Genomic DNA, 20,313 nt, shown 5'->3' on the forward strand with positions numbered 1-20,313 from the left:
AAAGGGCGGAGCGCATGCCGCCTATGCTAACAAAGCCCTCAGACCCCTTGACAAAGTGTTGGGTTTATACAACACTTTGGTTTATGTCCCCAAAGAAAAAGCCGTCTTCCCCAATTTTCAATAGGGTTCGGTTGCTCCGAGTCGAGAGGGACATGTCGCGCGCCCAGCTTGCCGACGCCGTCGGGGTCAACCCCCAAAGCATCGGCGCCCTTGAGCGTGGCGATCACTCTCCCAGCCTCGACCTCGCGTTCAGCATCTGCGAAGTATTCGGCCTCCCTGTCGAAGCCGTCTTCTCCCGCACCGAGTTCCAGCCCTTGTCAACAGAGATGTACCGAAAGGACTAGCCCAATGACTATTCAAAGCTCCGCCGAAGTCCAGGGACGCGTAGCCAAGCGCAAGCGCCTCGTATCTTTAGCCAACTGGAGCCTCGCCCTCATCGTATTGTCTGTTCCCCTACAGTTTGTAGATCAGTTTTGGCCTTTAATGCTCGCCTGCGCAGGTGCGATCATGACTGGCATGTATGTAGCGCAGCTGCGCAAGACCATCGGCGACGCAGACCTCCCCACCACCGAGCTCGACGAATACATGCTGCAACTGCGCGTCGAAGCCCGCGACGACGGTCTGAAGACCGCACTCATGTCTTCCCTGCTATTGCTCCTCGCTTGTGGCGCCATTTCAGTAGGCACGCGTTTCGTCGATTCGATGGACGGGATCTTTGTCGCCGTCTTGTTCTTCAAACTCATCCTGCTGCAGATGCTGTGTATTCCCTTCAGCGTCGCACAATCCCTCGCCGGCAAAATCAACCGCGACGAGCTCATCTCTAAGGAATAATCATGCCTTCACGTTCCCGTTATGGTCCTGTGGCTCGGCGGGAATGCTGGCCGGCGTGCTGATGTTCGGAGCATCGCTCACACTGCTGGGCACCATCGCGCTCGGAATGGACGCCGACGATCGCGCGGACAAGATCGCGTGCCTTTTCCTTCGAGATGCACTCACCGGCATCGTAGTCATAAGGAATGGGCACGCCGCCTTCGTCGGTGCGCCCATACCACTCAGTGGCTTGCTCCGAGGTGGAGTCGAACTCCGCGCCAATAGAATACTCCGCTTCTTCCCCGTCGAGGCCCAGCGGAATCCGCCCGTACTTAGAAAAGACCAGGTAGAGCAGGAGGAAAAACAGGCCCGCTGCCAGCGCGGGGTGAATGTTGTGCGGTATTACCTGAATACGGGGGGATTTCTCGCACCGGCCTAACGGAAATCACGCGAGCCGCGGGAGAGCCACTCACCCATGGCAAGCGGCTCCAGCTTGTCTGCCACCACGTTGACCGCGCCCGTGGCATTTTGCACGATGCCACGAATAACCAGCGCTTTAGACGTCCTGGCCACGGTCTTGTTGAGCTGCCACAGCCCCGGTGAGACCATCACGTTCATCAAGCCGGTCTCATCCTCCAAGCCCAAAAAGATGACGCCGGCGGCAGTCTGCGGACGCTGCCTATGCGTCACGATGCCCGCAATCCGCACCCGTGTGCCGTCTGGAACCTGCCGCAGCTGCGCGGCGGTGCAGACATGGGCGTCGTTAAGCGCGGCGCGCACGAGCTCCATCGGCTGTTTGTCGTGGGTAACGCCAGTACTGGCGACGTCGGAAGCCATCAGCTCGAAAGCGCTCATGCCAGGCAGGCTCGGCGCAGAAATAGCCGAAAGCCCTGCGAGCATGCCCGCCTTTTCCGTAGCCGCCACGCCCGCCTGCCACAGCGCCTGCCGCCGGCTTAGCCCAAAGGTCTCCAGCGCACCGGCACTGGCCAAAGCCTCCACATGCTCAACGCTAAGCTCCGCCCGCCTAGACAGATCCGCGATGTCTTGAAACGGCATCTGCGCGCATGCACCCTCGATACGCTGCGCGGCCTTCTCCCCCAACCCCTTGATGAGGTTAAGGCCCAGCCGGATCGCCACCTCGCCGCCGTCTTGGACCACCGCACGCGCCTGACAACCCGAAGCGTTCACGTCCAGCGGAAGAACTTCCACGCCGTGCCGCCGCGCATCCTGAATGAGCGATTGCGGCGAATAAAAGCCCATCGGCTGCGCCCGCAGCAGACCCACGCAAAACTGCGCCGGATAGTGATACTTCATCCACGCCGAGAAGTAGACCAACGAGGCAAAAGACTGCGAGTGCGACTCTGGGAAGCCATAGGCTGCAAAGGCCACGATCTTGTTCCACAGTTTGTCCGCAACCTCGCCCTCGATGCCATTCGTCTGCGCGAGCCCATCATAAAAACGCTGCTTGAGCGCGGCCATCCGTGCAGGCGAGCGCTTCGAGCCCATCGCACGCCGCAGGTCATCGGCCTCCGCTCCGGAAAAGCCTGCGGCGTCGACGGCAATCTGCATCAGCTGCTCCTGAAACAGCGGAATGCCCAGCGTCTTGCCCAGAGACTTCTCCAGCACCGGGTGGTCATAGGTCACAGCCTCCTTACCGTCGCGGCGGCGCAGATAAGGATGCACCGAACCGCCCTGAATCGGGCCGGGACGAATGAGCGCAACCTCCACCACCAAGTCGAAGAACTTCTGCGGGCGCAAGCGCGGCAGCGTGGACAGCTGCGCGCGCGATTCCACCTGGAATACCCCCACCGCATCGGCGCGGCAGAGCATGTCATAGACCTCTTTTTCCGCTAGGTCGAGCTCCCACAGATTCACCTTGTACCCGGTGGTCTCCTCCACCAAGTCCTGCATGTGGTGCAGCGCCTCCAGCATGCCAAGGCCCAGCAGATCGAACTTCACCAATCCGGCCGCCGCGCAGTCATCCTTATCCCACTGCAGCACCGAACGCTTTTCCATCCGCGCCCATTCCATTGGCACCACGTCTGCAATAGGACGGTCGCACAACACCATGCCGCCCGAGTGAATGCCCAGGTGGCGCGGTTGGCCGAGGAATTGCTCCGCCAGCTTAACGACGCCCTCCGGCGGCTCCGAAAGCCCCTTCGACCAGGAATCGGCGCTGCCTTGGGGATAGCCCAAGGCACGCGCTGCATCGCGAACAGCGCCCTTGCGGCGATACGTAATAACGTTGGCCACCTGCGCTGCGCGCTCGCGGCCATGCTTGTCATAGACGTATTGAATGACCTCCTCGCGGCGGCCGGATTCGATGTCGATATCGATGTCCGGTGGGCCATCGCGGTCTGGCGAAAGGAAGCGCTCAAAAAGAAGCCCCGCGGAAATCGGCTCGGCGTTAGTGATTCCTAAGGCAAAACACACCGCGGAGTTCGCCGCCGAGCCGCGCCCCTGGCAGAGGATGTTGGAGCGACGGCAAAAATCCACGAGGTCACACACGATGAGGAAATACCCTGGAAAGGTCAGCTGCTCGATAACGCCTAGCTCGTACTCGATCTGCTTCCACGCCCGCGAGCGAATCGCAGCCGGGCGCGAGGCATAGCGCTCTTCTGCTCGCTGCCAGGTCAGGTGCGTCAGCCAAGACATCTCGGTATGGCCTTCAGGCACCTCGAAGTCAGGCAGGTTCGGCGCGAGCGCATCCCAGGTGAAACTGCACTCCTTTAATACTTTGACGGTCTCGGCGATGAGCTCCGGCCGCTCCGGAAAAAGCTGCGCCATCTGCTCGCCTGAGCGCAGCCAGCCGGCACCCATCGGGGGCGCATCGGGTTCTGCCTGGTCCAGAGATTTTCTTTGGCTAAGCGCACGCTTTGCCGCGGCTAGGCGCGCTTCCTGCCGTGTGGCGGCAGCGGGTAAGGCAGTGGCGATGGCGCGCAGATTATTGCATTTATCCAGTTCAGCGTGGCGATCTGCGTCCTCAGGAGACATCGTGCAGGAATACTCAAGTACTATGCTGTCTATTTTTATTCTTTCGAGCACATGATCGATTTTGTCCAACCATTGCCAGTCCAGAAGGAACAGGCAATAATCTTGCAAACGCTCCGCAATTACTTCCAACGGCGGGTAAGCCACCTCGCCCTTCACATCTGCATCCATGCGCGCTTGGGCAATCAATCGCGATAGCCGGCGGTACCCCTCGGGGGTGCGGGCGAGGACGACAAGAGGGCCGTCGACAAGCGAAAGCTCCGCCCCAAACACCGCCGGCAGCCCCGCCTTAGCGGCGGCTTCGGCAAATTTCATCAGGCCATAAAAACCGTCCTTATCCACCAGCGCAAGCCCCTCTAGCCCCAGCTGCATCGCGCGCGCCACCAGCTCTTCCGGCTCCGAGGCGCCGTCCAAAAAGCTATAGGAAGAAACCGCATGCAGCTCCGCGAAAGGCACGGCCGAGACCCCGCGCTCGAGACCCTCGCCCCGCTCCCCCAAGTGCTCCACCGAAACGGGCGTTGCGGCAGGACGGCCGGAAAGAATCCGCTCCACCCGCGACCAAGGCAGCGCCACCCCACCATTAAACCTCATGGGGAAAAGATAGGATCGAAACTATGTTCTAGTCAATTTTTCAGTCTCACCCAAAGCGATATAGACAAAGCGGTTCAATCATTGCTAGGTTTCTTGCAACAAACGTTATTTCACTCGAAGGGACACCTCATATCATGCGTATTCGCCGCGTTCTCGCTGCTTCCTCCGCAGCCGTCATCGCAGCCACCAGCCTGGCTGCTTGCTCCTCTGGCGATTCCGACGGCAAGATCGTCGTCGGCACTACCGACGCCGCTAAGAAGGCATGGTCCGCCTTCGAGGACGAAGCCGAGGCGCAAGGCCTTGACATCGAGGTGCAGAACTTCTCGGACTACAACACCCCGAACCAGGCGCTTGACCAAGGCGAACTGGATACCAATAACTTCCAACACCTGAAGTTCTTGGCGGAGTTCAACAAGGGCAACGGCACCGACCTCGTTCCGATCGTCGCCACCGAAATCGTGCCGCTGGCATTGTTCTGGCAGGGGCACGACTCCCTCGACGGCATCGAGGGCCAGGAAGTAGCCATCCCGAATGACACCACCAACCAGGGACGCGCCATCAACGTCCTCGTACAGGCCAAGCTGGTTACGTTGAAGAAGGAAGGCCTCATCACCCCAGGTCTGCCGGATATTGACGAGGCAAAGTCCAAGGTCAAGGTCGTGCCTGTCGACGCCGCACAAACCCCCGCCGCCTACGGCGAAGGCAAGCCAGCCATCATCAACAACTCCTTCCTCGACCGCGCCGGCATCGACCCCACCACCGCCGTATTCCAGGATGACCCGAACTCCAAGGAGGCAGAGCCTTATATCAACGCCTTCGTCGTTCGCGCAGAAGACGCCAACAACGAGGAGATTAAGAAGGTCGCCGAAATTTGGCACTCCCAGGCCGTCCAGGACGCCGTCGCAGAGGATTCCAAGGGCACTTCCGTTCCGGTTCAAAAGTCTCCGGAGGAGCTGAAGAAGATCCTCGACCGCGTGACAGAGCAGAGCTAGCGCCGTGCAGCTGAAAAAGATTGCTGCGCTGGCTGCGGCAAGCATTGTTGCAGCCACGGGCCTTGCGGGTTGTTCTTCCAAGTCCTCCGAGTTTGCTGCCGGCACCGCAGAGGATCCAATCATCATCGGCACCACCGATGCCGAGCTTCCGGAGTGGGACGTATTGAAAGATCTCGCCGCCAAGGAAGGCATCGAGATCGAGATGAAAAGCTTCACCGACTACGCCACCCCGAACCAGTCTCTGGCGGAAGGCAGCACCGACACCAACAAGTTTCAGCACCTGAAGTTCCTGGCGGAATACAACGCGGGCAACGGCACCAACCTCGTTCCGGTGGCCTCCACGCAGGTCTACCCGATGCCGCTGTTTTGGAAGGGCCACAAGGATATAAAGGGCATCGAGGGCCAGGAAGTCGCCATCCCGAATGACGCCACCAACCAGGGCCGCGCCATCAACCTGCTGGCCGCCAACGATCTGGTGACTTTGCAGGAAAAGGGCAAGCTAACCCCGGATCCGGCCGACATCGACGAGGCCAAGTCAAAGGTCAAGGTAACCCCGGTCGATGCTTCCCAGACTCCGTCGGCATACGGCGAAGGCACCCCTGCCATCATCACCAATTCCTTCTTCAAGCGCGCGGGCATCAACCCGGCCGAGGCAGTGCTTTACGACGACCCCGAAGCTCCCAGCGCCGATCCCACCGTCATGTTCGACCCATACATCAACGTCTGGGCAGTACAAGAAAAGGATAAGGACAACGATAAGGTCAAGCGCTTAGCGCAGCTGTACCTTTCACCAGAGGTCAAAAAGGCAGTGCAGGAGACCACGGGCGGCACCACCATCTTCGTGGATCGTCCGCAAAATGAACTCCAGGAAATCCTGGATCGCTTGGAGACTTCCTCCGCCGAGTAAGGTCTTAGAAGGTTTTAGCCAGTCACAACAATATGAAGGAAACGCCTCACGTGACAGATAATCCCGGTGCCAAGCACGGCACCCGCATTGAGTTCCGCAACATCACCAAGGTCTTTAAAAATAACAAGACCGAAACCAAGGCGCTTGACGACGTCTCGCTGACCGTCGAGCCCGGTGAAATCGTCGGCATCATCGGCTTTTCCGGCGCGGGGAAGTCCACGCTGGTGCGCATGATCAACGGCTTGGATAAGCCCACCTCGGGCCGGCTCCTACTGGATGGCACCGACATCGTCGGCATGCCGGAGTCCAAGCTGCGTGGTATCCGCCGCAACATCGGCATGATTTTCCAGCAGTTTAATTTGATGACCTCGCGCACCGCGGCAGGCAACATCGAATACCCGCTGCGCCTAGCCGGTATGCCGAAGGAAGAACGCAAAAAGCGCGTGGAGGAGCTCCTGCAGTTCGTGGGCCTTGGCGATAAGGGCTCGAATTACCCGGAGCAGCTCTCCGGCGGTCAGAAGCAGCGCGTGGGCATCGCTCGCGCGCTGGCGACCAACCCTTCGCTGTTGCTGGCTGACGAAGCCACCTCCGCACTCGATCCCACCACCACGCACGAGGTGCTGGATCTGCTGCGCAAGGTCAACCGCGACCTGGGTATTACCATCGTCGTGATTACCCACGAGATGGACGTGGTTCGTTCCATCGCGGATAAGGTTGCCGTCATGGAAGCCGGCCGCGTCATCGAGGCCGGCAGCGTCTACGAGGTCTTTTCCAACCCGCGCACGGAGGTCGCTTCCAAGTTTGTTGCCACTTCCCTGCGCAACACCCCAGACCTGGTAGAAGCAGACGACCTCCTCGCCCACGAGGGCCGCCTTTTCACCATCAACCTGACCGAGAACTCCGGCTTTTTCACCGCATCGGCACGCTTGGCGGAAAAGGGCGTGTCTATCGCAGTGGTCCACGGCGGTATCACAACTCTGCAGAAGCATTCCTTCGGCAAGCTCACCGTGCGCTTGAACGGTAATGCCGCCGCCATCGAGGAGTTCTACCGCACCCTGCAACGCACCACCGAGATTGAGGAGATTTCCCGATGAACGTGACCTACCAAGCTGCCGCTGACTGGGATCGCTTGGGCGATACCCTCATCGAGGCCGTCCAAGACACCCTCATCATGGTCTCGACGACCCTGGTGGTCGCAGGCCTCCTCGGCCTCGTTTTAGGCGTCTTGCTCTACACCACCCGTCCTGGTGGCATCCTGCAGAACAAGGTTGTCTACTTCATCATCAATATCCTGGTGAACTTCATCCGCCCCATCCCGTTCATCATCCTGCTGGCCTTCGCGCAGCCGCTAACCGTGGCGGTCCTCGGCGGATCTATCGGCCGCGAACCTGCGACCTTCGTCATGGTCATCGCAGCCACTTTCGCCGTGGCCCGCATCGTGGAGCAAAACCTGGTCGCCATCGACCCCGGCGTCATTGAAGCAGCCCGCGCGATGGGCGCTTCCCCTTGGAAGATCATCACCTCGGTCATCGTGCCGGAGGCCCTTGGCCCGCTGGTTCTGGGCTATACCTTCCTGTTCATTGGCATCGTAGATATGTCCGCGATGGCCGGCTACGTCGGTGGCGGCGGCTTGGGCGACTTTGCCATCGTCTACGGCTACCGCGCCTTCGAGTGGGAGGTCACCGTGGTGGCCACCCTGATTATCATCGTGCTGGTTCAGGCAGCGCAGTTCTTCGGCAACTGGCTTTCCGCCAAGATCATGCGCCGTTAATATCCCCTGCGTGCACACCCACTGCGTGCCACGCCTTTGAGGTCTTCGGGCAGTCTCCACACGAGGAGATGACCCCGGAGACCTCTTTTTGTTCCAGCTCTACCCGCCAGGTGCGGCCGTCGTCGTGGTGCACGGTATCTTCAAGCGCGTGCAACTGCTCATAGCGCAAGGCCTCCCCCGCCTCGAGCAGCTCCCGCGCGACTGCCAGTTCCGCCACCTGCCCGCGCGGATCATAGAGCCCGCTGCCGCGATTGCCCGGGTAGAAATACTCCCCGCGACGCGCCGCCAGCAGCATCTCACGCGCCGCCTCAACGTTAAGCCTGCCAAAGGAATAACCCCACGGCATCAAAAGAATCGACGGAGCAAAACGATGCCCCTTCGTGTGCGAGGTCTCCCATACCTCCTCCGGGAAACTTGCAGCCAGCTCCGCCGCAAGCGGACGCCCCTTGACCGCACAGCACACGTCCCGGCGCCCGTGGGTACAAATCAGCACAAGCGGGCGGGAAAGAACGCCTTCTTCCGGCACCGCAAAATCCAACCCCAAGATGCCTTCAGGGCCGTCTAGGAGATGCTCCGTATAAACTCCACGCTCGGCCCAGACCACGTAGCAGCGATGCTTGCCGTTAATGCTGCGGCCTTCCTTGCCGGGCTTGCGGATAAGCTGCAGCCCTGCCACACCTTTGAGCTTGGATTTAAGTTCAGCAGTGAGTTCCGAGCCGAAGGTCCCGCCGTCTAAGACATCGCGCGACCAGCCGTTTGGCCACTCGAAGAGCACAAATACGCTTTCCTTCTTGGCGGTGCCCGGAAGCGGCTCAACCTGTACGTCGGAGCAAAAAGTCATGTGCCACAGCTTACCTGCCACCAAAATGAAAATGATGACAACAATGTGGTTAAGAATCCTGCCTTGGCTATACAGAGTCGGTGGCTAGGCAATAGTCTGTTTGCATGCCGAAATTGTCCTCCCTCGTGCCTACTCTCGCTGTCCTTACTCTCGGATCTGTAGCTTTGGTAAGTTGCGCTAGCGACACAGAGGATAAATCCAGTCTCGCGTTCACAGAGGCGGTATCTACTACGTCCTCTGTCGAAGGCGCCCCCACGACCTCTGCTCCAGCCGGTGTAACCCCGCTTGGCGTCACCAATCTCAGCCGCAAGACAGAACGCCCCGCGGTGCCTTCCCAGCTGGTTGTCACCGATGTTCGCGTAGGCAATCACAATGGCTTCGAACGCGTCGTCTTCGAATTCACTGGGGAAGGCAGCCCCGGCTGGTTCATCGACTACACAGACAAGCCTCTGCAGCAGGGTTCCGGCAACGCCATCGACTATGAAGGCGCCACGGCTCTCAACGTCAACATCGACGGCACCGTTTATCCCTTCGAAAAAGACATGGCCGATCCCAATCTCGGCTCCACCCCCGGCGCAGGCGGTTTTATCACCGAGGTCAAAAGCTCCGGTACATTCGAAGGCCGCTCCCAGTTCGTGGTTGGCCTAAAGGAACGCCACCCATATTCCGTGCAGGTCCTGGAAGAACCCACCCGCCTGGTCATCGATTTCCTCGCTGCCACCTAGCAATAGGACGCCTCCACGCTCCACCGCCCGGCCGCCCAGACCAGCAGCCAGGCCCGCTGATTCTGCGTGCCTTGGCCTACCACTTGCAAGCGTGCAAACCTTTGAGCTTCCTCTCCCCACCACGCAGTATCCACCGGCCATGGCCCAGCCCAGCCGATGACCTGATAGCGCTTGTTACCCCAGCTCAACGCCACTGGCGCCGCGCTCAATAGCGCTTCGGCGGTGACGTAGACGTCGTGGGAGGAGGCGTCGAGAAGCCGGATGCGCGAGGCAGGGTGCGCCAAACTTGCCGGCAGCGGCGAGGGAATTCGGCCTGGCCAGCTGCCCTGCGGAGCGGGGTCGCGCTGCTCGCCGTAGGGGACGTACTCGATGCGCTCTGCCACCCCACGCCCGCCGGCCTCCCGCGGCTGCAGTACTCGATCCACGCCCAGCTGCGATTGCACGCGCGCGATGACCCGCTTGGCTTTGTCATTGCTCTTCGTCTGCCCCCACAGGCCCTCGCCCTCCGGCGCCGCGGTTTCTACCGGTTCCAACGCCAGCCTGACGACGCCGCCTTCCGCGCCCGCCCGCGCCGAGCTCAGCCAGCCATCCAGCTGCCAGCGGACGCGATCGGCCGTTGCGCTTTCATCCAGGGCCTCCTGCGTACGCCACACGCGCTCCAGCACCGCGCCGCCTAGAAACTCCGCGACGACCCGCAAACGCACGCACATCTGCCCTGCCTCCGCGAGCACGCTGTGCAGCTGCGCCGCCAACTGGCGCGCCGCAAAGGCCGCGGCGTCCACTCGCTCTAAGGGTTCTTCATAGCTGACCTCCACCGCCAAATCCGGCCGCGCAAGCTCCGGCGCCACCCGCCTATCCGGGACAGCATTAGCTATGTCATGACAACGCCTTCCTGCCTGCCCAAAGCGCGTCATTACTTGCCTAGCCGGCAATGCCGCCAGCTCGCCGAGGTTGCTAATCCCCAGCTGCCGCAGCTGTTCTACTGCTTCTTTCGCGCAGCCCAAAGACACCTCTGCGGCCAGCACACTTAAGGGCTGGACCGCTAAAAACTCCCGCGAAGCGCCCTCCGGCACCACCGCGCCCAGGCCATTGTGGCGGGCTGCGATGAGCGCCGTGGTGATTTCGTCTGCCACCCCGACGGTGGCGTCGAGGCCGGCGCGGGAGGCGGCGTCGACAAGCATGTGCACCGCCGTGTCCTCACCGCCGTGGAAACGCCCCGCCGCAGCAGCATCCACGATGACCAGGCCCGGACGCAGCACCTCGATGGAGGAGGCCACCGCATCCAAGCCGGCGGCAATCTCGGCAAAGGCAGCGCCATCACGATCCGCGTTAAGCTCCTCGACGCGCAGCTCTGGCAGCACCGCCTGCGCCTGGCGCAAGCGCATCCCGCGGCGCACGCCGGCTCGGCGCGCGAGGCCATCGCATACAACGACCTTGTGCTGCGCCACGATAGCTGTAGCCCGCTCCCGCATTGTGTCTCCCCGCACTGCACCTACCCGCGCCGCCTCCTGCATCCGCAGCGCCTGGACCGGCCAATCTGGAAACCACAGCGCCGCGACCCTCATACCGCCTCCAGCCGACGCCGCTGCCCACACGTCACCGTGCCGCGCTGCGCCCGCGCGCCCTTGGACTCCACGTTTACTGCAATATCCACGCCGTTAATGCGCCCACTTCCGCGCCCCAGCCCGCGGAAGCTGGTGACTTCCGCTTCGATTTCCGTGGTGGTTCCCGGCAGGCGCACGCCCACCGTCACCACGGCCGCCTGCCCGCCGCGGATCTTCGCAAGAACCGGACGTGCCTTCGAAGGCGTAACCAGCCCCGCCCCGCGATGGATCACAACGTCGAGGCCTTCCGCCAACACTCCCGTCACCGACCACGGCTCAGCGCCGGGATCCGGGACGACAATCACGCGGCGCAAATCCCCCGACTCGGCCACCTGTGCGAGAGACAGCTCCGGCCAGCCAACAACGCCGACGTGTCCACCCTGTGCACTAATATGACAAACGAGCTCGACAATAAGCGCAGGACACACCCCACAATACACCGCACTGCGCCGCGCGAGGCCCCCACCAGGAAGCAGCCTGGCCAGGGAAGAAGGCACCTCCACCACTTCCTCATCTGACTGCACTGCCGGGGCGGTTCGAGGCGCTTCCAGCTTGTGCATCTGCGCCCGCAAAGCGGCAATCTGGTCCGCGCGACTCTGCCCCGCGGCCACCTCCGCTATACGAACACTTGTTTGATTCATGCCTCCATTATGGCCCTTGCCCCTATGCTCTTGCAATTGCAGTGGTAGCGTTAACCGGCATGACTGCCCATGCCAGCGATATCCGCCGCCGCGAAACCCCAATCCCCACCCCACACTGGGTGCGATTGGGCGCTTCCCTCCTCATCGGCGCCGCCGTGGCTGTGTTGGTCAGCGATGTCCACTTCGGCATCGCCATCGGGGTTGGCCTGCTTTTTCTCATTGCGGCCTTCGCCCTCATTTTTCTGCACCCCTACCGCACGCAACTACGGGCCTACGCGGACAAAAAGAACGTGACGATGCTGCCGAATATCAGCCAGCTCATCCCCCTGATGCTGCTATGGCTCATCGTCATGCTCGCCCCTCTTTTTACGCTTCCAGCCTGGGGCGTGGCCGTGACCTGGCTGCTGATTTCCGGCGCCGCCTTTTTCGTATTCCCCCACGTCGACGGCACCCGCAAACTAGCTTATGCCTAGCCAGCTTCGTTAAAGCTATCGAGCTCCGTCGGATCCGGCCAGTATTTCCTGGTCAGGCTATGCTCAACCGGCACCTTCTTTGGCCCGTCGGGGGTAAAGCGCATGCCGACGTGGCCGTCGAAAAGCGTGATGCCATCGCCGCGGGTATCAAAAAGCATCGTGCCAACGGCCGTAACCTGCTCATCCTTGAGCGCTTCGTCCGCGTGGAAGAAACTATCGTCGACGTCCTTCGGGAAAACACCGAAAGGCATGGTCAGCTGGATGCTGGCCGCCCGCTCGGCTTTATCCGACGGCGAGGTCAAGTCAAAGTCCGCCTCAGAAGGAAATGGCGTTCCCTCCTCTGCCGCGCAAACCAGAGAAAAGTTCTCCCAGCGGCATACATAGTCTGACTCGCGGGCAGGAATACGGAAAGACCTTTGATCTCGCACCAACTCATCGCGGTTTTCATCCCACGGCTTCACGTTCACGTTGCCCAGTCCCACTGGGCGCCCGCCATCACTGCCTGGCAATGCGCGCTCGAAATCCAGGTAGGCATCATCGTAGCCGTCATAATCAGATTGCAGCTTCTCCAGGCCATCGCCCACGACCAGTTTGTCACCATCTAGGGAGTAAGAGACCTTCTGGCCCTCCGCATAGGTCACCGTGGCCTCGGTGCCCTCGATGTCGACGTCCTCGACGCGCGAGGCAATCTTAATAACGGAGTCTTTAGCCAAATCCTCACCCGCGAAGAAGAGCACCGCCTCGCCGTGGTCCTGGGAAGGCTCGGACTTGCCCTCGCTGTTGTAGCGGCCGACGCGGTCGTCGATAGACACGACTGCGTAACTCATCGGCGCACACGGGTCGAACTGGTTATCCACCAGCCCCAGGTCATCTCCCATTCCGAGGGCATGCCCGCGCGGGCTATCCAGCCCCACCTTGCGCTGCATCAGGTAATAGCCAGCATAGGTATCACCTAGGTCAAAGAAAGGATCCGCGCATTCTTCAGCGCCTTCCACGGCACCCTTATCGGCCTCGCCGCTCCACAAATCAACCATGTTGAACTCCGGTTCCTTGGAGTCAGACGCAGCGTTTGGGTCAAAGAGCGGCTCATCTTTTGAACCCGCAGCAGAGCACGCAACAAGGCTAAGGGATAGGGTCACGCAAGCAATAGGGAGAGATAGACGCATGTAAATAACTTAATCCAGATCATGGCTAGCCGCCCAGCGAGTCAACTGATGACGATTCGACTGCTGCGTCTTGCGCAAAATATTAGAAGCATGCGTCTCCACCGTCTTCACCGAGATAAAGAGACGCTCGCCGATTTCGCGATACGTGTAACCGCGCGCGAGCAGCCGCAGCACCTCGAGCTCGCGCCGTGTTAGCGCATCGACCGCCGGGCCCACGGATTCGTCCGGCGCGCCGGGCTTCGACTCGGCAGGCGCACCCGATGCGAACGCATCAAGCACGAACCCCGCCAGCCGCGGCGAGAAATACGCATCCCCCTCATGCACCCGGCGCACGGCCGCGGCCAGCTCCGGGCCTGAAATATTCTTCGTCACGTAGCCCCGAGCGCCGGCACGGATGAGCGCGATGACGTCCTCCGCCGCGTCCGAGACACTCAGCGCCAGGTACACCGGGCCCGAGGCGCCACGCAGCACGGCCAACCCGCCGCCGTCCGGCATATGCACGTCGAGCAGCACCACGTCCGGGTGCGCCGACTCAATCCCCGCGACCGCCTCGGCGACCGTGCCCGCGTCGCCCACGACCTCGATATCCCCTGCGTCGGCCAACTCCGCACGCACGCCGGCACGGAAGACAGAATGATCATCGACGAGGAAAACGGAAACCATGGCTACAAAGCTACCGTGAGCTCCACCTCGGTGCCCTCTCCCGGACGCGAGTTCACCCGCGCGGTGCCCCCGGCGCGTTCCATGCGCCCGCGGATAGAGTCCCGGATTCCGTGCCGGTCCCCGGTCACCGCGTTCGGGTCAAAGCCCGCGCCACGGTCGCGCACAAAAATGGACAGCTCGCCGGCTAAGTTTTCCGCATACACGTCCACCGTATCGACGCCCGCGTGCTTACTGGCGTTGACCATCGCTTCCCGCGCCGCCTGCACCGCTAGCTTCGTGGGCTCGGTAAGCTCGATATCTTCGCCCACCGTCACCGGCGCAATCCGCACCGGGAACAGGTCTTCGACCTCGCCACACGCCGCGGCCAGCGCGCCAAAGACCGTCGCCGGCGCCGCCGAGGGGGCGTCAAATAGCCAGGCACGCAGCTCGCGTTCCTGCGATCGTGCGAGCCGCGCGACCTCCGCCGGATCCTCCGCGCGTTTTTGAATGAGCGCCAAGGTCTGCAGCACCGAGTCATGTAGGCGCGCCGCCATGATCGCCTGGGCTTCCGATGCCGCCTTCTCCGCGCCCTCATCCGCCACCTGGCGCCACAGCTTGAGCACGAGCGGCACCACGAGGGCGCCGAGGCCGACAACGGTCAGCGCGACCGCCGCCAACGCCGGAATAAAGTCCGCGCCGCCGTCCCACCGCGCGATGGTAATGACCACGCCGGACAAGACGAGCACACTACCCGCAGCAATACTCAGCTTGCTCGATACGTTCTCGAGCCCGCGGTCATAGGCTTGCCACGTCACGAGCGCGCCCGCGCCTACGATGACCAGCGGCAGCAGCATGTTGGCTCCGCTGGCCAGCGCGCTGACGACCGCCGCCACGGCAATGAAGACAAGCAACCAGTTAGCCCGGAAGTCGAAGCGGGAGGCGGGCGCGGGGGCATCGGCAGGCTTGGTCGCAACCCATACCCCGGCGTAGAGGAACGCGCCGAGGCCGCCCAAGGCGCACAACGCGGTCAAGGCCAGACGCACGAACAACACGTCAACGCCCAGGTGCGCCGCGACCCCCGCGCCCACGCCCGCCACGACGCGGCCGTCCTGGGGACGTGCCAAAGTCGGGAACGCGGGCTGAGTCGCGCGCGAAGCATAGGGAGAACTCATGCGCTTAATCTTCGCACGGCTGCACCCCGCGCGGATCGGGGTAAACCCTGAAGTTCAAAAATCAGGGCGTTCCCCGATGGTGGCGTACCTCGCGGTGCGTCACAATATAGGTATGAACACCGCGACTCTCAACCAGATGTGGGACACGCGCCCGCCCCGCATCCCGAGAAACCAGGGCGGCAATGCCATGATTGCCGGTGTCTGCGAAGGCATCGGCGTGCGCTACCAAATCGACCCGGTCCTCGTCCGCGTGGCTTTCGTTGTTACCGCGCTCGTCCTCGGCGGCGGCATCGCGCTCTACGCCCTGGCATGGATGTGCATGCCGCTCTACGGCAAGGCCACCGCACCCGTCCAGGACCTCTTTGGCAAGGCCGACGGCCCAAAGTCCGAATCCAGCCTCGCCATCGGGCTCATCATTCTCTTCGCCGCCACGGCCGGCTTCGGCCCGCTATTCGGCGAGAAGCAAACCCTCTCCACCGTCGTCATCTTCATCCTCGCTGCCGTAGCCTGGTACGGACTGCACCAACGCCAACCCATCCCGCCCGCCGGCGTCCTCGCGTCGCCGATCCCCGATACCACCCCGGGCCCCGATATGTCCGCCTTCACCCCCGTCGAAGGCTACCCGTTTCCGCCGGGGCGCACGACCCCACCGTCCTGGGATCCCCTGGGCACGGTGCCCGAGGCCTGGCATCTGCCCGACCCAGCGCCCTACAAGCAGCCTGAGCCAAAGAAGAAGCACCGCGAAGGCGTCATTGCGGCCATCGCGATTTCCGCCGCCGTCATCGCCGGCCTCGGCTTCGTGCTCACCATGACCATGACCAGCGAGGACGAGACCTCCAGCGACGTACGGTTTACCCCGCACGATGGCGCGGAGCTGCAGGACCTCTACGACAATGGCATCGGCAAGCTCACGCTCGACCTGCGTGAGCTGGAGCTCGACTCCCCGCGCACCGTGACCGTCGACAACGGAATTGGTGCCACGGAAGTCTACCTGCCGGACAACCTGCCCATCGCGATCGAATGCGACGCCGGCATTGGTGAGAGCAACTGCGTTCCACGCACGGATCGAGGCGCTAAGCTGACATTAATTATCGATAACGGAATTGGCACTACTACTATTCACGAATAATGAAAAAGAAGACTATCGCTATCACGACCGCCGCCCTCGCCGTCCTCACTGTGGGCGGTGGCGGCGCCTACTACCTCACCTTCGGCCCCGACGGCGTGGTGCTCACCGCCGCCGATGTCACGACCGTCGCGGCGAAGGACATCACGCAGTCCGTGCCCGCCACGGGCTCGATCGCACCCGCCCGCGAGGTCTCGCTCGCCACGACGCAGACCGGGCCCATCGTCACGCTCGACGCGAAGGTCGGCCAGCGCGTCACGGCCAACCAGCGCCTCGCCTCCTTCGACACCTCTGCTACCGAACGCGAGCTCCAAAGTCAGCGTGCCGCTCAGGCCGCGGAAGAAGTCGGCGCGTTCAATCAGGTCGAGGACGCGCAGCTCCAGCTCAACCAGCTCCAGGACGCGTTGGATCAAGGCCTCAACGGCGAGGTCAATGCCGCCCGCGCCTCCGTGGACACCGCGCAGCACAGCTTCGACGACGCGCAGCAGGCCGTCGCCGAGTCCCGCGCCGCCGCAGATCCTTCCGTCGCCGAAGCCGCCGCCGCGGTAGACACGGCCCGCGCCGGGCTGCGCACCGCGAATAACGCATCGCTCCAGGCCGCGCTCGCCTCACTCGGTGCTGCTGGCGAGGCCACCGCAGACAGCGCCACCATGGCCACGTCGCTGCTCGCCTCGACCGAGGCGGATGACGCGGTCAGCGACGCCCAGAAGCAGGTTGACCGCGCCGAGGAGTCCTACGCCCGCGCGCTCGAGGCCGTGGACCGCGAGGTCGGTGCCAAACAGCGCGCCGCCAACGCTGCCTACGCCCAGCTTTCCGATGCCCAGCTCGCCCAGCGCGCCGCCGAGCTCAGCGCCCAACAGCAAATCGACGCGCAGTCCCAGGCCGTCAACCACGCCCTCAAGTCCGCCGCGGGCGCACGCGTCGCCGCCGAGGAAGCCAATGCGAAACTCGAGTTCGACATCTCTGGTTCTCAGCTATTTTCTCCGCTTAATGGAGTGATCACGTCCGTCACCGCGCAGCAAGGCCGCCCCGCCGAGGGGCCACTGCTCGCGATCGCGGATGACTCGTCCCTCCTCGTCAAGGCAACGGTCAAGGAAGCCGACATCGCGGATATCGAGGTCGGCGACCGCGTCACGTTCACCTCCCCCAGCCAGCCGCATAAGGAATACACGGGCACCGTGTCCTTCATCTCGCCCGTCTCCGCCGCCCCCGCCGCCCCCGCCGCGCCCGCCGAGGCCGCCGGCTCTGGGGCCTCCGCACCGGCGGCGAGCGGCACCGGCGCGGGTTCAGGGAAAGCCGAGTTCCCCATCGAAGTCCGCGTGGACGGCAACCGCGAGGGCCTGCGTCTAGGTTCCACGGCAAAGGTCAAGGTCGTCACGCACGAGGACAAAGACGCACTGACGGTTCCGCTCAGCGCGCTCATCGATGGCGACAAAGCCGTGCTCGTCGTTTCCGACTCCGGCACCATCGAGCGCCGCGACGTGAAATTGGGCACCCGCACCGATTTCGAAGCCGCCGTCACCTCTGGCCTCCACCGCGGCGACCGCGTACTCACCCAGGGCGCGGCCCACGAAGGCGACGTAGGCCAACAGGCATCCCTGCCCGACGCAGCGAGCGGAGAGAAATGAGCCTCATCGACATGCGAGGCATCGTCAAGCGCTTTAACGAAGGCACCGATGCCGAAATCACCGTCCTGCCCGGCTGCGACTTTCAGATGGAGCCCGGCGAGTTCGTCGCCGTCATTGGCCAGTCCGGCTCCGGCAAATCCACGCTCATGAACATCATTGGGCTGCTCGACCGCCCCACCGCAGGCGAGTACTTCCTCGGCGGTGAGGACGTCTCCACCTACGACGATGACGCGCTCGCCCGCCTGCGCGCCGACAAGCTTGGCTTCGTCTTCCAGAACTTCAACCTCATCGGCCGCATCACCGCACTCGCCAACGTGGAGATGCCCATGGTCTACGCCGGCGTGCCCCGCCGCGAACGCGCCCGCCGCGCCGCCGAGCTCCTCGACCTCGTAGGCATGTCCGAGCGCGCCAGCCACCTGCCCAACGAGCTCTCCGGCGGCCAGAAGCAACGCGTCGCCATCGCCCGCGCGCTCGCCAACAACCCGGAGGTCATCCTCGCCGACGAGCCCACCGGTGCCCTTGACTCCCAGACCGGCCGCCTCGTCATGGACCTCTTCCACGAGCTCAACCGCGAGCGCGGCACCTCCATCGTGTTTATCACCCACAACCCGGAGCTTGCCGCCGAGTGCTCGCGCACCGTAACCATGACGGACGGGGTGCTGAAATGAATCTCACCGAATCTTTGCGCATGGCGCTCACCTCGCTGCGCACCAACAAGATGCGCTCGCTACTCACGCTGCTGGGCGTCATCATCGGCATTGCCGCCGTCATCGCGATCCTCACCCTCGGCTCCGCGCTCAAGGGCCAGTTCACCTCTGACCTCGACAAGGTCGGCGCCAATAACTTCCAGGTCCAGGTCAAGGAACGCACCGACGAAGGCGAGACCGACTACCACGTCGAATCCTCCGTCGACGACCCCGACTCCCTCCTCACCCCCGAACAGCTCGAGCAGGTGCGCACGGCGCTCGCTCCCGACGTCGAGAGCGTCATCATCGGCGAATCCGACACGTATCCGGGCGACCTGGCGGTGGAGGAGGCATCGGAAAGCTCAGCGGTGATGGTGAAACCAACCAACCCGGACTACGTGACGGCCTCGCAGTTCACCGTCCGCGCCGGCCGCGCACTCACGGACGACGACATCGCGGCCGACCGTGCCGTGACCATGCTCTCCGCCACGACCGCCACCGAGCTCTTCGGCGACGCCGACCCGGTGGGCCAGACACTGAATTTTGCCCCGCTCGACGGCACGGATCTGGAGCTCACCGTCATCGGCGTCTACGACACCCCCGACACCGGCGCGCTCATCGGTGGCGGCGAGGCCGAATACGCGCTCGTGCCCTATCCCCTCGCTGCCCAGCTTTCCGATGCCCCTTTAGCCGGCGAGGCCTTTTCCTCCGTGTCCCTGCGCGCGGCGCCCGGCACGGACAAGGCCGCGCTCGGCGCGCGACTCCAAGCGGCCTTCGACTCGATGTACGCCGACAACGAGGACTACCGCGTCGAGGTCACCGACTTCAGCAAGGACCTCGCGAGCCTCAACCAGCTGCTCACGGCGTTGTCCGCGGCGATTGCGGCGATCGGCGGTATCTCGCTGCTCGTCGGCGGCATCGGTGTTATGAACATCATGCTGATTACCGTCACGGAGCGCACGCGCGAGATTGGCGTGCGCAAGGCGCTCGGCGCGCGGCGGGGTGACATCCGCCTGCAGTTCGTGACGGAGGCCATCATCGTGTGTCTCATCGGCGGGCTCATCGGCGTGGTGCTCGGCTCTGTGGCGGGCATGATCGGCTCATCGCTCATGGGCTACTTCGTGTTCCCGCCGCTCGGCGCGATTGTGGTCTCGTTGCTCTTCGCGCTCGCCATCGGGCTCTTCTTCGGCTACTACCCCGCCGGCAAGGCGGCAAAACTCGACCCGATTGAGGCGCTGCGCTACGAGTAGCCTGGCTGCATCATTCATTTCGGCAACGACTACAACGAAACCGCCTATCCCGCCGTCCTCTCCGCGCTCACGGTGCCCGGATCGCATGCGGGCTACGGCCTCGACGAGCACTCGGCCCGCGCCGCGTGTGCCGCGCCCGCCGCAGCCGTGTACTTCATGGTGGGCGGCACGCAGGTCAACACCCCGGCCCAGGAGGCCGCGCTCTCGAGCCAGTACGTCTGCCAGTTCTTCGAGGAACACGACGGCCTATGCGCCGTGCGTTTCTGCACGTCCTAGTCCACGCGCGACGAGGACGTC

21 protein-coding genes are annotated in these 20,313 nt (G+C 63.0%); 13 read left to right on the top strand and 8 right to left on the bottom strand.

All coding sequences use genetic code 11. From position 1 onward, the window contains the following. The first annotated feature begins 83 nt into the window (after positions 1-83). The 3 genes from WM42_RS04135 to WM42_RS04145 are packed head-to-tail and all read left to right on the top strand — an operon-like array spanning position 84 to position 1,249. A complete protein-coding gene (locus WM42_RS04135) occupies positions 84-344 on the top strand; it encodes a helix-turn-helix transcriptional regulator (protein WP_062039152.1) in 261 nt (86 codons plus the stop codon). 4 nt (positions 345-348) lie between these two features. Next, positions 349-831 (top strand): hypothetical protein, encoded by a 483-nt coding sequence (locus WM42_RS04140; protein ID WP_062035794.1) that lies wholly within the window; start codon positions 349-351, stop codon positions 829-831. A 55-nt stretch (positions 832-886) separates the two neighbouring features. After that, positions 887-1,249, top strand: a complete 363-nt coding sequence (locus WM42_RS04145; RefSeq protein ID WP_141741054.1) for a hypothetical protein — start codon at positions 887-889, stop codon at positions 1,247-1,249. Here the strand turns inward: WM42_RS04145 and WM42_RS04150 are convergent. Continuing rightward, positions 1,246-4,392: an error-prone DNA polymerase gene (locus tag WM42_RS04150; protein WP_062035796.1), complete on the bottom strand. Its 3,147-nt coding sequence runs from the start codon at positions 4,390-4,392 to the stop codon at positions 1,246-1,248. The two genes, WM42_RS04145 and WM42_RS04150, sit on opposite strands and share 4 nt — an antisense overlap. A 134-nt stretch (positions 4,393-4,526) precedes the next feature. Between WM42_RS04150 and WM42_RS04155 the strand changes: the two genes are divergently transcribed. The 4 genes from WM42_RS04155 to WM42_RS04170 are packed head-to-tail and all read left to right on the top strand — an operon-like array spanning position 4,527 to position 8,062. After that, a complete protein-coding gene (locus WM42_RS04155; RefSeq protein ID WP_062035797.1) occupies positions 4,527-5,384 on the top strand; it encodes a MetQ/NlpA family ABC transporter substrate-binding protein in 858 nt (285 codons plus the stop codon). A 4-nt stretch (positions 5,385-5,388) separates the two neighbouring features. Further along, on the top strand, positions 5,389-6,291 hold the full coding sequence (locus WM42_RS04160; protein WP_062035798.1) for a MetQ/NlpA family ABC transporter substrate-binding protein: 903 nt from the start codon (positions 5,389-5,391) through the stop codon (positions 6,289-6,291). 32 nt (positions 6,292-6,323) lie between these two features. After that, positions 6,324-7,385, top strand: a complete 1,062-nt coding sequence (locus WM42_RS04165) for a methionine ABC transporter ATP-binding protein (protein WP_201057414.1) — start codon at positions 6,324-6,326, stop codon at positions 7,383-7,385. After that, on the top strand, positions 7,382-8,062 hold the full coding sequence (locus WM42_RS04170) for a methionine ABC transporter permease (RefSeq protein WP_062035800.1): 681 nt from the start codon (positions 7,382-7,384) through the stop codon (positions 8,060-8,062). Before WM42_RS04165 ends, WM42_RS04170 begins: the two co-directional genes overlap by 4 nt. On the opposite strand, the gene WM42_RS04175 is transcribed toward WM42_RS04170, so the two are convergent. Beyond that, positions 8,049-8,903: a ferredoxin family protein gene (locus WM42_RS04175; RefSeq protein ID WP_062039155.1), complete on the bottom strand. Its 855-nt coding sequence runs from the start codon at positions 8,901-8,903 to the stop codon at positions 8,049-8,051. The two genes, WM42_RS04170 and WM42_RS04175, sit on opposite strands and share 14 nt — an antisense overlap. Positions 8,904-9,007: 104 nt before the next feature. On the opposite strand from WM42_RS04175, the gene WM42_RS04180 reads away from it, so the two are divergent. Continuing rightward, entirely contained in the window at positions 9,008-9,628 is a 621-nt protein-coding gene (locus tag WM42_RS04180; protein ID WP_062035801.1) for an AMIN-like domain-containing (lipo)protein, read from the top strand. Here the strand turns inward: WM42_RS04180 and WM42_RS04185 are convergent. Both WM42_RS04185 and WM42_RS04190 read right to left on the bottom strand, forming a co-directional pair. Next, positions 9,625-11,193: a DNA polymerase Y family protein gene (locus tag WM42_RS04185; RefSeq protein WP_062035802.1), complete on the bottom strand. Its 1,569-nt coding sequence runs from the start codon at positions 11,191-11,193 to the stop codon at positions 9,625-9,627. The genes WM42_RS04180 and WM42_RS04185 overlap by 4 nt on opposite strands. Continuing rightward, complete coding sequence (locus tag WM42_RS04190; protein WP_062035803.1) at positions 11,190-11,873, bottom strand: hypothetical protein; 684 nt, start codon at positions 11,871-11,873, stop codon at positions 11,190-11,192. The genes WM42_RS04185 and WM42_RS04190 overlap by 4 nt, the downstream gene beginning before the upstream one ends. Before the next feature lie 59 nt (positions 11,874-11,932). Here WM42_RS04190 and WM42_RS04195 point away from each other — a divergent pair, with 59 nt between their 5' ends. Then, positions 11,933-12,346, top strand: a complete 414-nt coding sequence (locus WM42_RS04195) for a hypothetical protein (RefSeq protein ID WP_062035804.1) — start codon at positions 11,933-11,935, stop codon at positions 12,344-12,346. Here the strand turns inward: WM42_RS04195 and WM42_RS04200 are convergent. Genes WM42_RS04200 through WM42_RS04210 form a run of 3 tightly spaced genes read right to left on the bottom strand, consistent with a single transcriptional unit; the run spans position 12,343 to position 15,326 of the window. Then, positions 12,343-13,485: a hypothetical protein gene (locus WM42_RS04200; RefSeq protein WP_145915034.1), complete on the bottom strand. Its 1,143-nt coding sequence runs from the start codon at positions 13,483-13,485 to the stop codon at positions 12,343-12,345. The genes WM42_RS04195 and WM42_RS04200 overlap by 4 nt on opposite strands. Positions 13,486-13,521: 36 nt before the next feature. Beyond that, a complete protein-coding gene (locus WM42_RS04205; RefSeq protein WP_062035806.1) occupies positions 13,522-14,175 on the bottom strand; it encodes a response regulator transcription factor in 654 nt (217 codons plus the stop codon). Between the two features lie 2 nt (positions 14,176-14,177). Then, positions 14,178-15,326 (bottom strand): ATP-binding protein, encoded by a 1,149-nt coding sequence (locus WM42_RS04210; RefSeq protein ID WP_062035807.1) that lies wholly within the window; start codon positions 15,324-15,326, stop codon positions 14,178-14,180. Positions 15,327-15,438: 112 nt separating this feature from the next. On the opposite strand from WM42_RS04210, the gene WM42_RS04215 reads away from it, so the two are divergent. Continuing rightward, entirely contained in the window at positions 15,439-16,455 is a 1,017-nt protein-coding gene (locus WM42_RS04215; protein WP_062035808.1) for a PspC domain-containing protein, read from the top strand. On the opposite strand, the gene WM42_RS13600 is transcribed toward WM42_RS04215, so the two are convergent. Then, positions 16,446-16,865, bottom strand: coding sequence for a hypothetical protein (locus WM42_RS13600; protein WP_235591314.1), 420 nt, complete (start codon positions 16,863-16,865; stop codon positions 16,446-16,448). The two genes, WM42_RS04215 and WM42_RS13600, sit on opposite strands and share 10 nt — an antisense overlap. Here WM42_RS13600 and WM42_RS04220 point away from each other — a divergent pair. The 3 genes from WM42_RS04220 to WM42_RS04230 are packed head-to-tail and all read left to right on the top strand — an operon-like array spanning position 16,857 to position 20,016. Next, on the top strand, positions 16,857-18,080 hold the full coding sequence (locus tag WM42_RS04220) for an efflux RND transporter periplasmic adaptor subunit (RefSeq protein ID WP_235591315.1): 1,224 nt from the start codon (positions 16,857-16,859) through the stop codon (positions 18,078-18,080). The genes WM42_RS13600 and WM42_RS04220 overlap by 9 nt on opposite strands. Continuing rightward, on the top strand, positions 18,077-18,748 hold the full coding sequence (locus WM42_RS04225; protein WP_061920640.1) for an ABC transporter ATP-binding protein: 672 nt from the start codon (positions 18,077-18,079) through the stop codon (positions 18,746-18,748). The genes WM42_RS04220 and WM42_RS04225 overlap by 4 nt, the downstream gene beginning before the upstream one ends. Beyond that, positions 18,745-20,016, top strand: a complete 1,272-nt coding sequence (locus WM42_RS04230) for an ABC transporter permease (RefSeq protein WP_062035810.1) — start codon at positions 18,745-18,747, stop codon at positions 20,014-20,016. Before WM42_RS04225 ends, WM42_RS04230 begins: the two co-directional genes overlap by 4 nt. The last annotated feature ends 297 nt before the right edge of the window (positions 20,017-20,313 follow it).

The organism is Corynebacterium simulans, from assembly GCF_001586215.1.
Taxonomy (GTDB): domain Bacteria; phylum Actinomycetota; class Actinomycetes; order Mycobacteriales; family Mycobacteriaceae; genus Corynebacterium; species Corynebacterium simulans.

Excerpts from the sequence above, each read along its gene's own strand:
- WM42_RS04140 (WP_062035794.1), top strand. The coding sequence starts at position 349 with ATGACTATTCAAAGCTCCGCCGAAGTCCAGGGACGCGTAGCCAAGCGC.
- WM42_RS04210 (WP_062035807.1), bottom strand. The coding sequence starts at position 15,326 with ATGAGTTCTCCCTATGCTTCGCGCGCGACTCAGCCCGCGTTCCCGACT.
- WM42_RS04185 (WP_062035802.1), bottom strand. The coding sequence starts at position 11,193 with ATGAGGGTCGCGGCGCTGTGGTTTCCAGATTGGCCGGTCCAGGCGCTG.
- WM42_RS04175 (WP_062039155.1), bottom strand. The coding sequence starts at position 8,903 with ATGACTTTTTGCTCCGACGTACAGGTTGAGCCGCTTCCGGGCACCGCC.
- WM42_RS04225 (WP_061920640.1), top strand. The coding sequence starts at position 18,077 with ATGAGCCTCATCGACATGCGAGGCATCGTCAAGCGCTTTAACGAAGGC.
- WM42_RS04170 (WP_062035800.1), top strand. The coding sequence starts at position 7,382 with ATGAACGTGACCTACCAAGCTGCCGCTGACTGGGATCGCTTGGGCGAT.
- WM42_RS04135 (WP_062039152.1), top strand. The coding sequence starts at position 84 with ATGTCCCCAAAGAAAAAGCCGTCTTCCCCAATTTTCAATAGGGTTCGG.
- WM42_RS04180 (WP_062035801.1), top strand. The coding sequence starts at position 9,008 with ATGCCGAAATTGTCCTCCCTCGTGCCTACTCTCGCTGTCCTTACTCTC.
- WM42_RS04195 (WP_062035804.1), top strand. The coding sequence starts at position 11,933 with ATGACTGCCCATGCCAGCGATATCCGCCGCCGCGAAACCCCAATCCCC.
- WM42_RS04230 (WP_062035810.1), top strand. The coding sequence starts at position 18,745 with ATGAATCTCACCGAATCTTTGCGCATGGCGCTCACCTCGCTGCGCACC.
- WM42_RS04215 (WP_062035808.1), top strand. The coding sequence starts at position 15,439 with ATGAACACCGCGACTCTCAACCAGATGTGGGACACGCGCCCGCCCCGC.
- WM42_RS04165 (WP_201057414.1), top strand. The coding sequence starts at position 6,324 with ATGAAGGAAACGCCTCACGTGACAGATAATCCCGGTGCCAAGCACGGC.
- WM42_RS04155 (WP_062035797.1), top strand. The coding sequence starts at position 4,527 with ATGCGTATTCGCCGCGTTCTCGCTGCTTCCTCCGCAGCCGTCATCGCA.
- WM42_RS04150 (WP_062035796.1), bottom strand. The coding sequence starts at position 4,392 with ATGAGGTTTAATGGTGGGGTGGCGCTGCCTTGGTCGCGGGTGGAGCGG.
- WM42_RS04205 (WP_062035806.1), bottom strand. The coding sequence starts at position 14,175 with ATGGTTTCCGTTTTCCTCGTCGATGATCATTCTGTCTTCCGTGCCGGC.
- WM42_RS04190 (WP_062035803.1), bottom strand. The coding sequence starts at position 11,873 with ATGAATCAAACAAGTGTTCGTATAGCGGAGGTGGCCGCGGGGCAGAGT.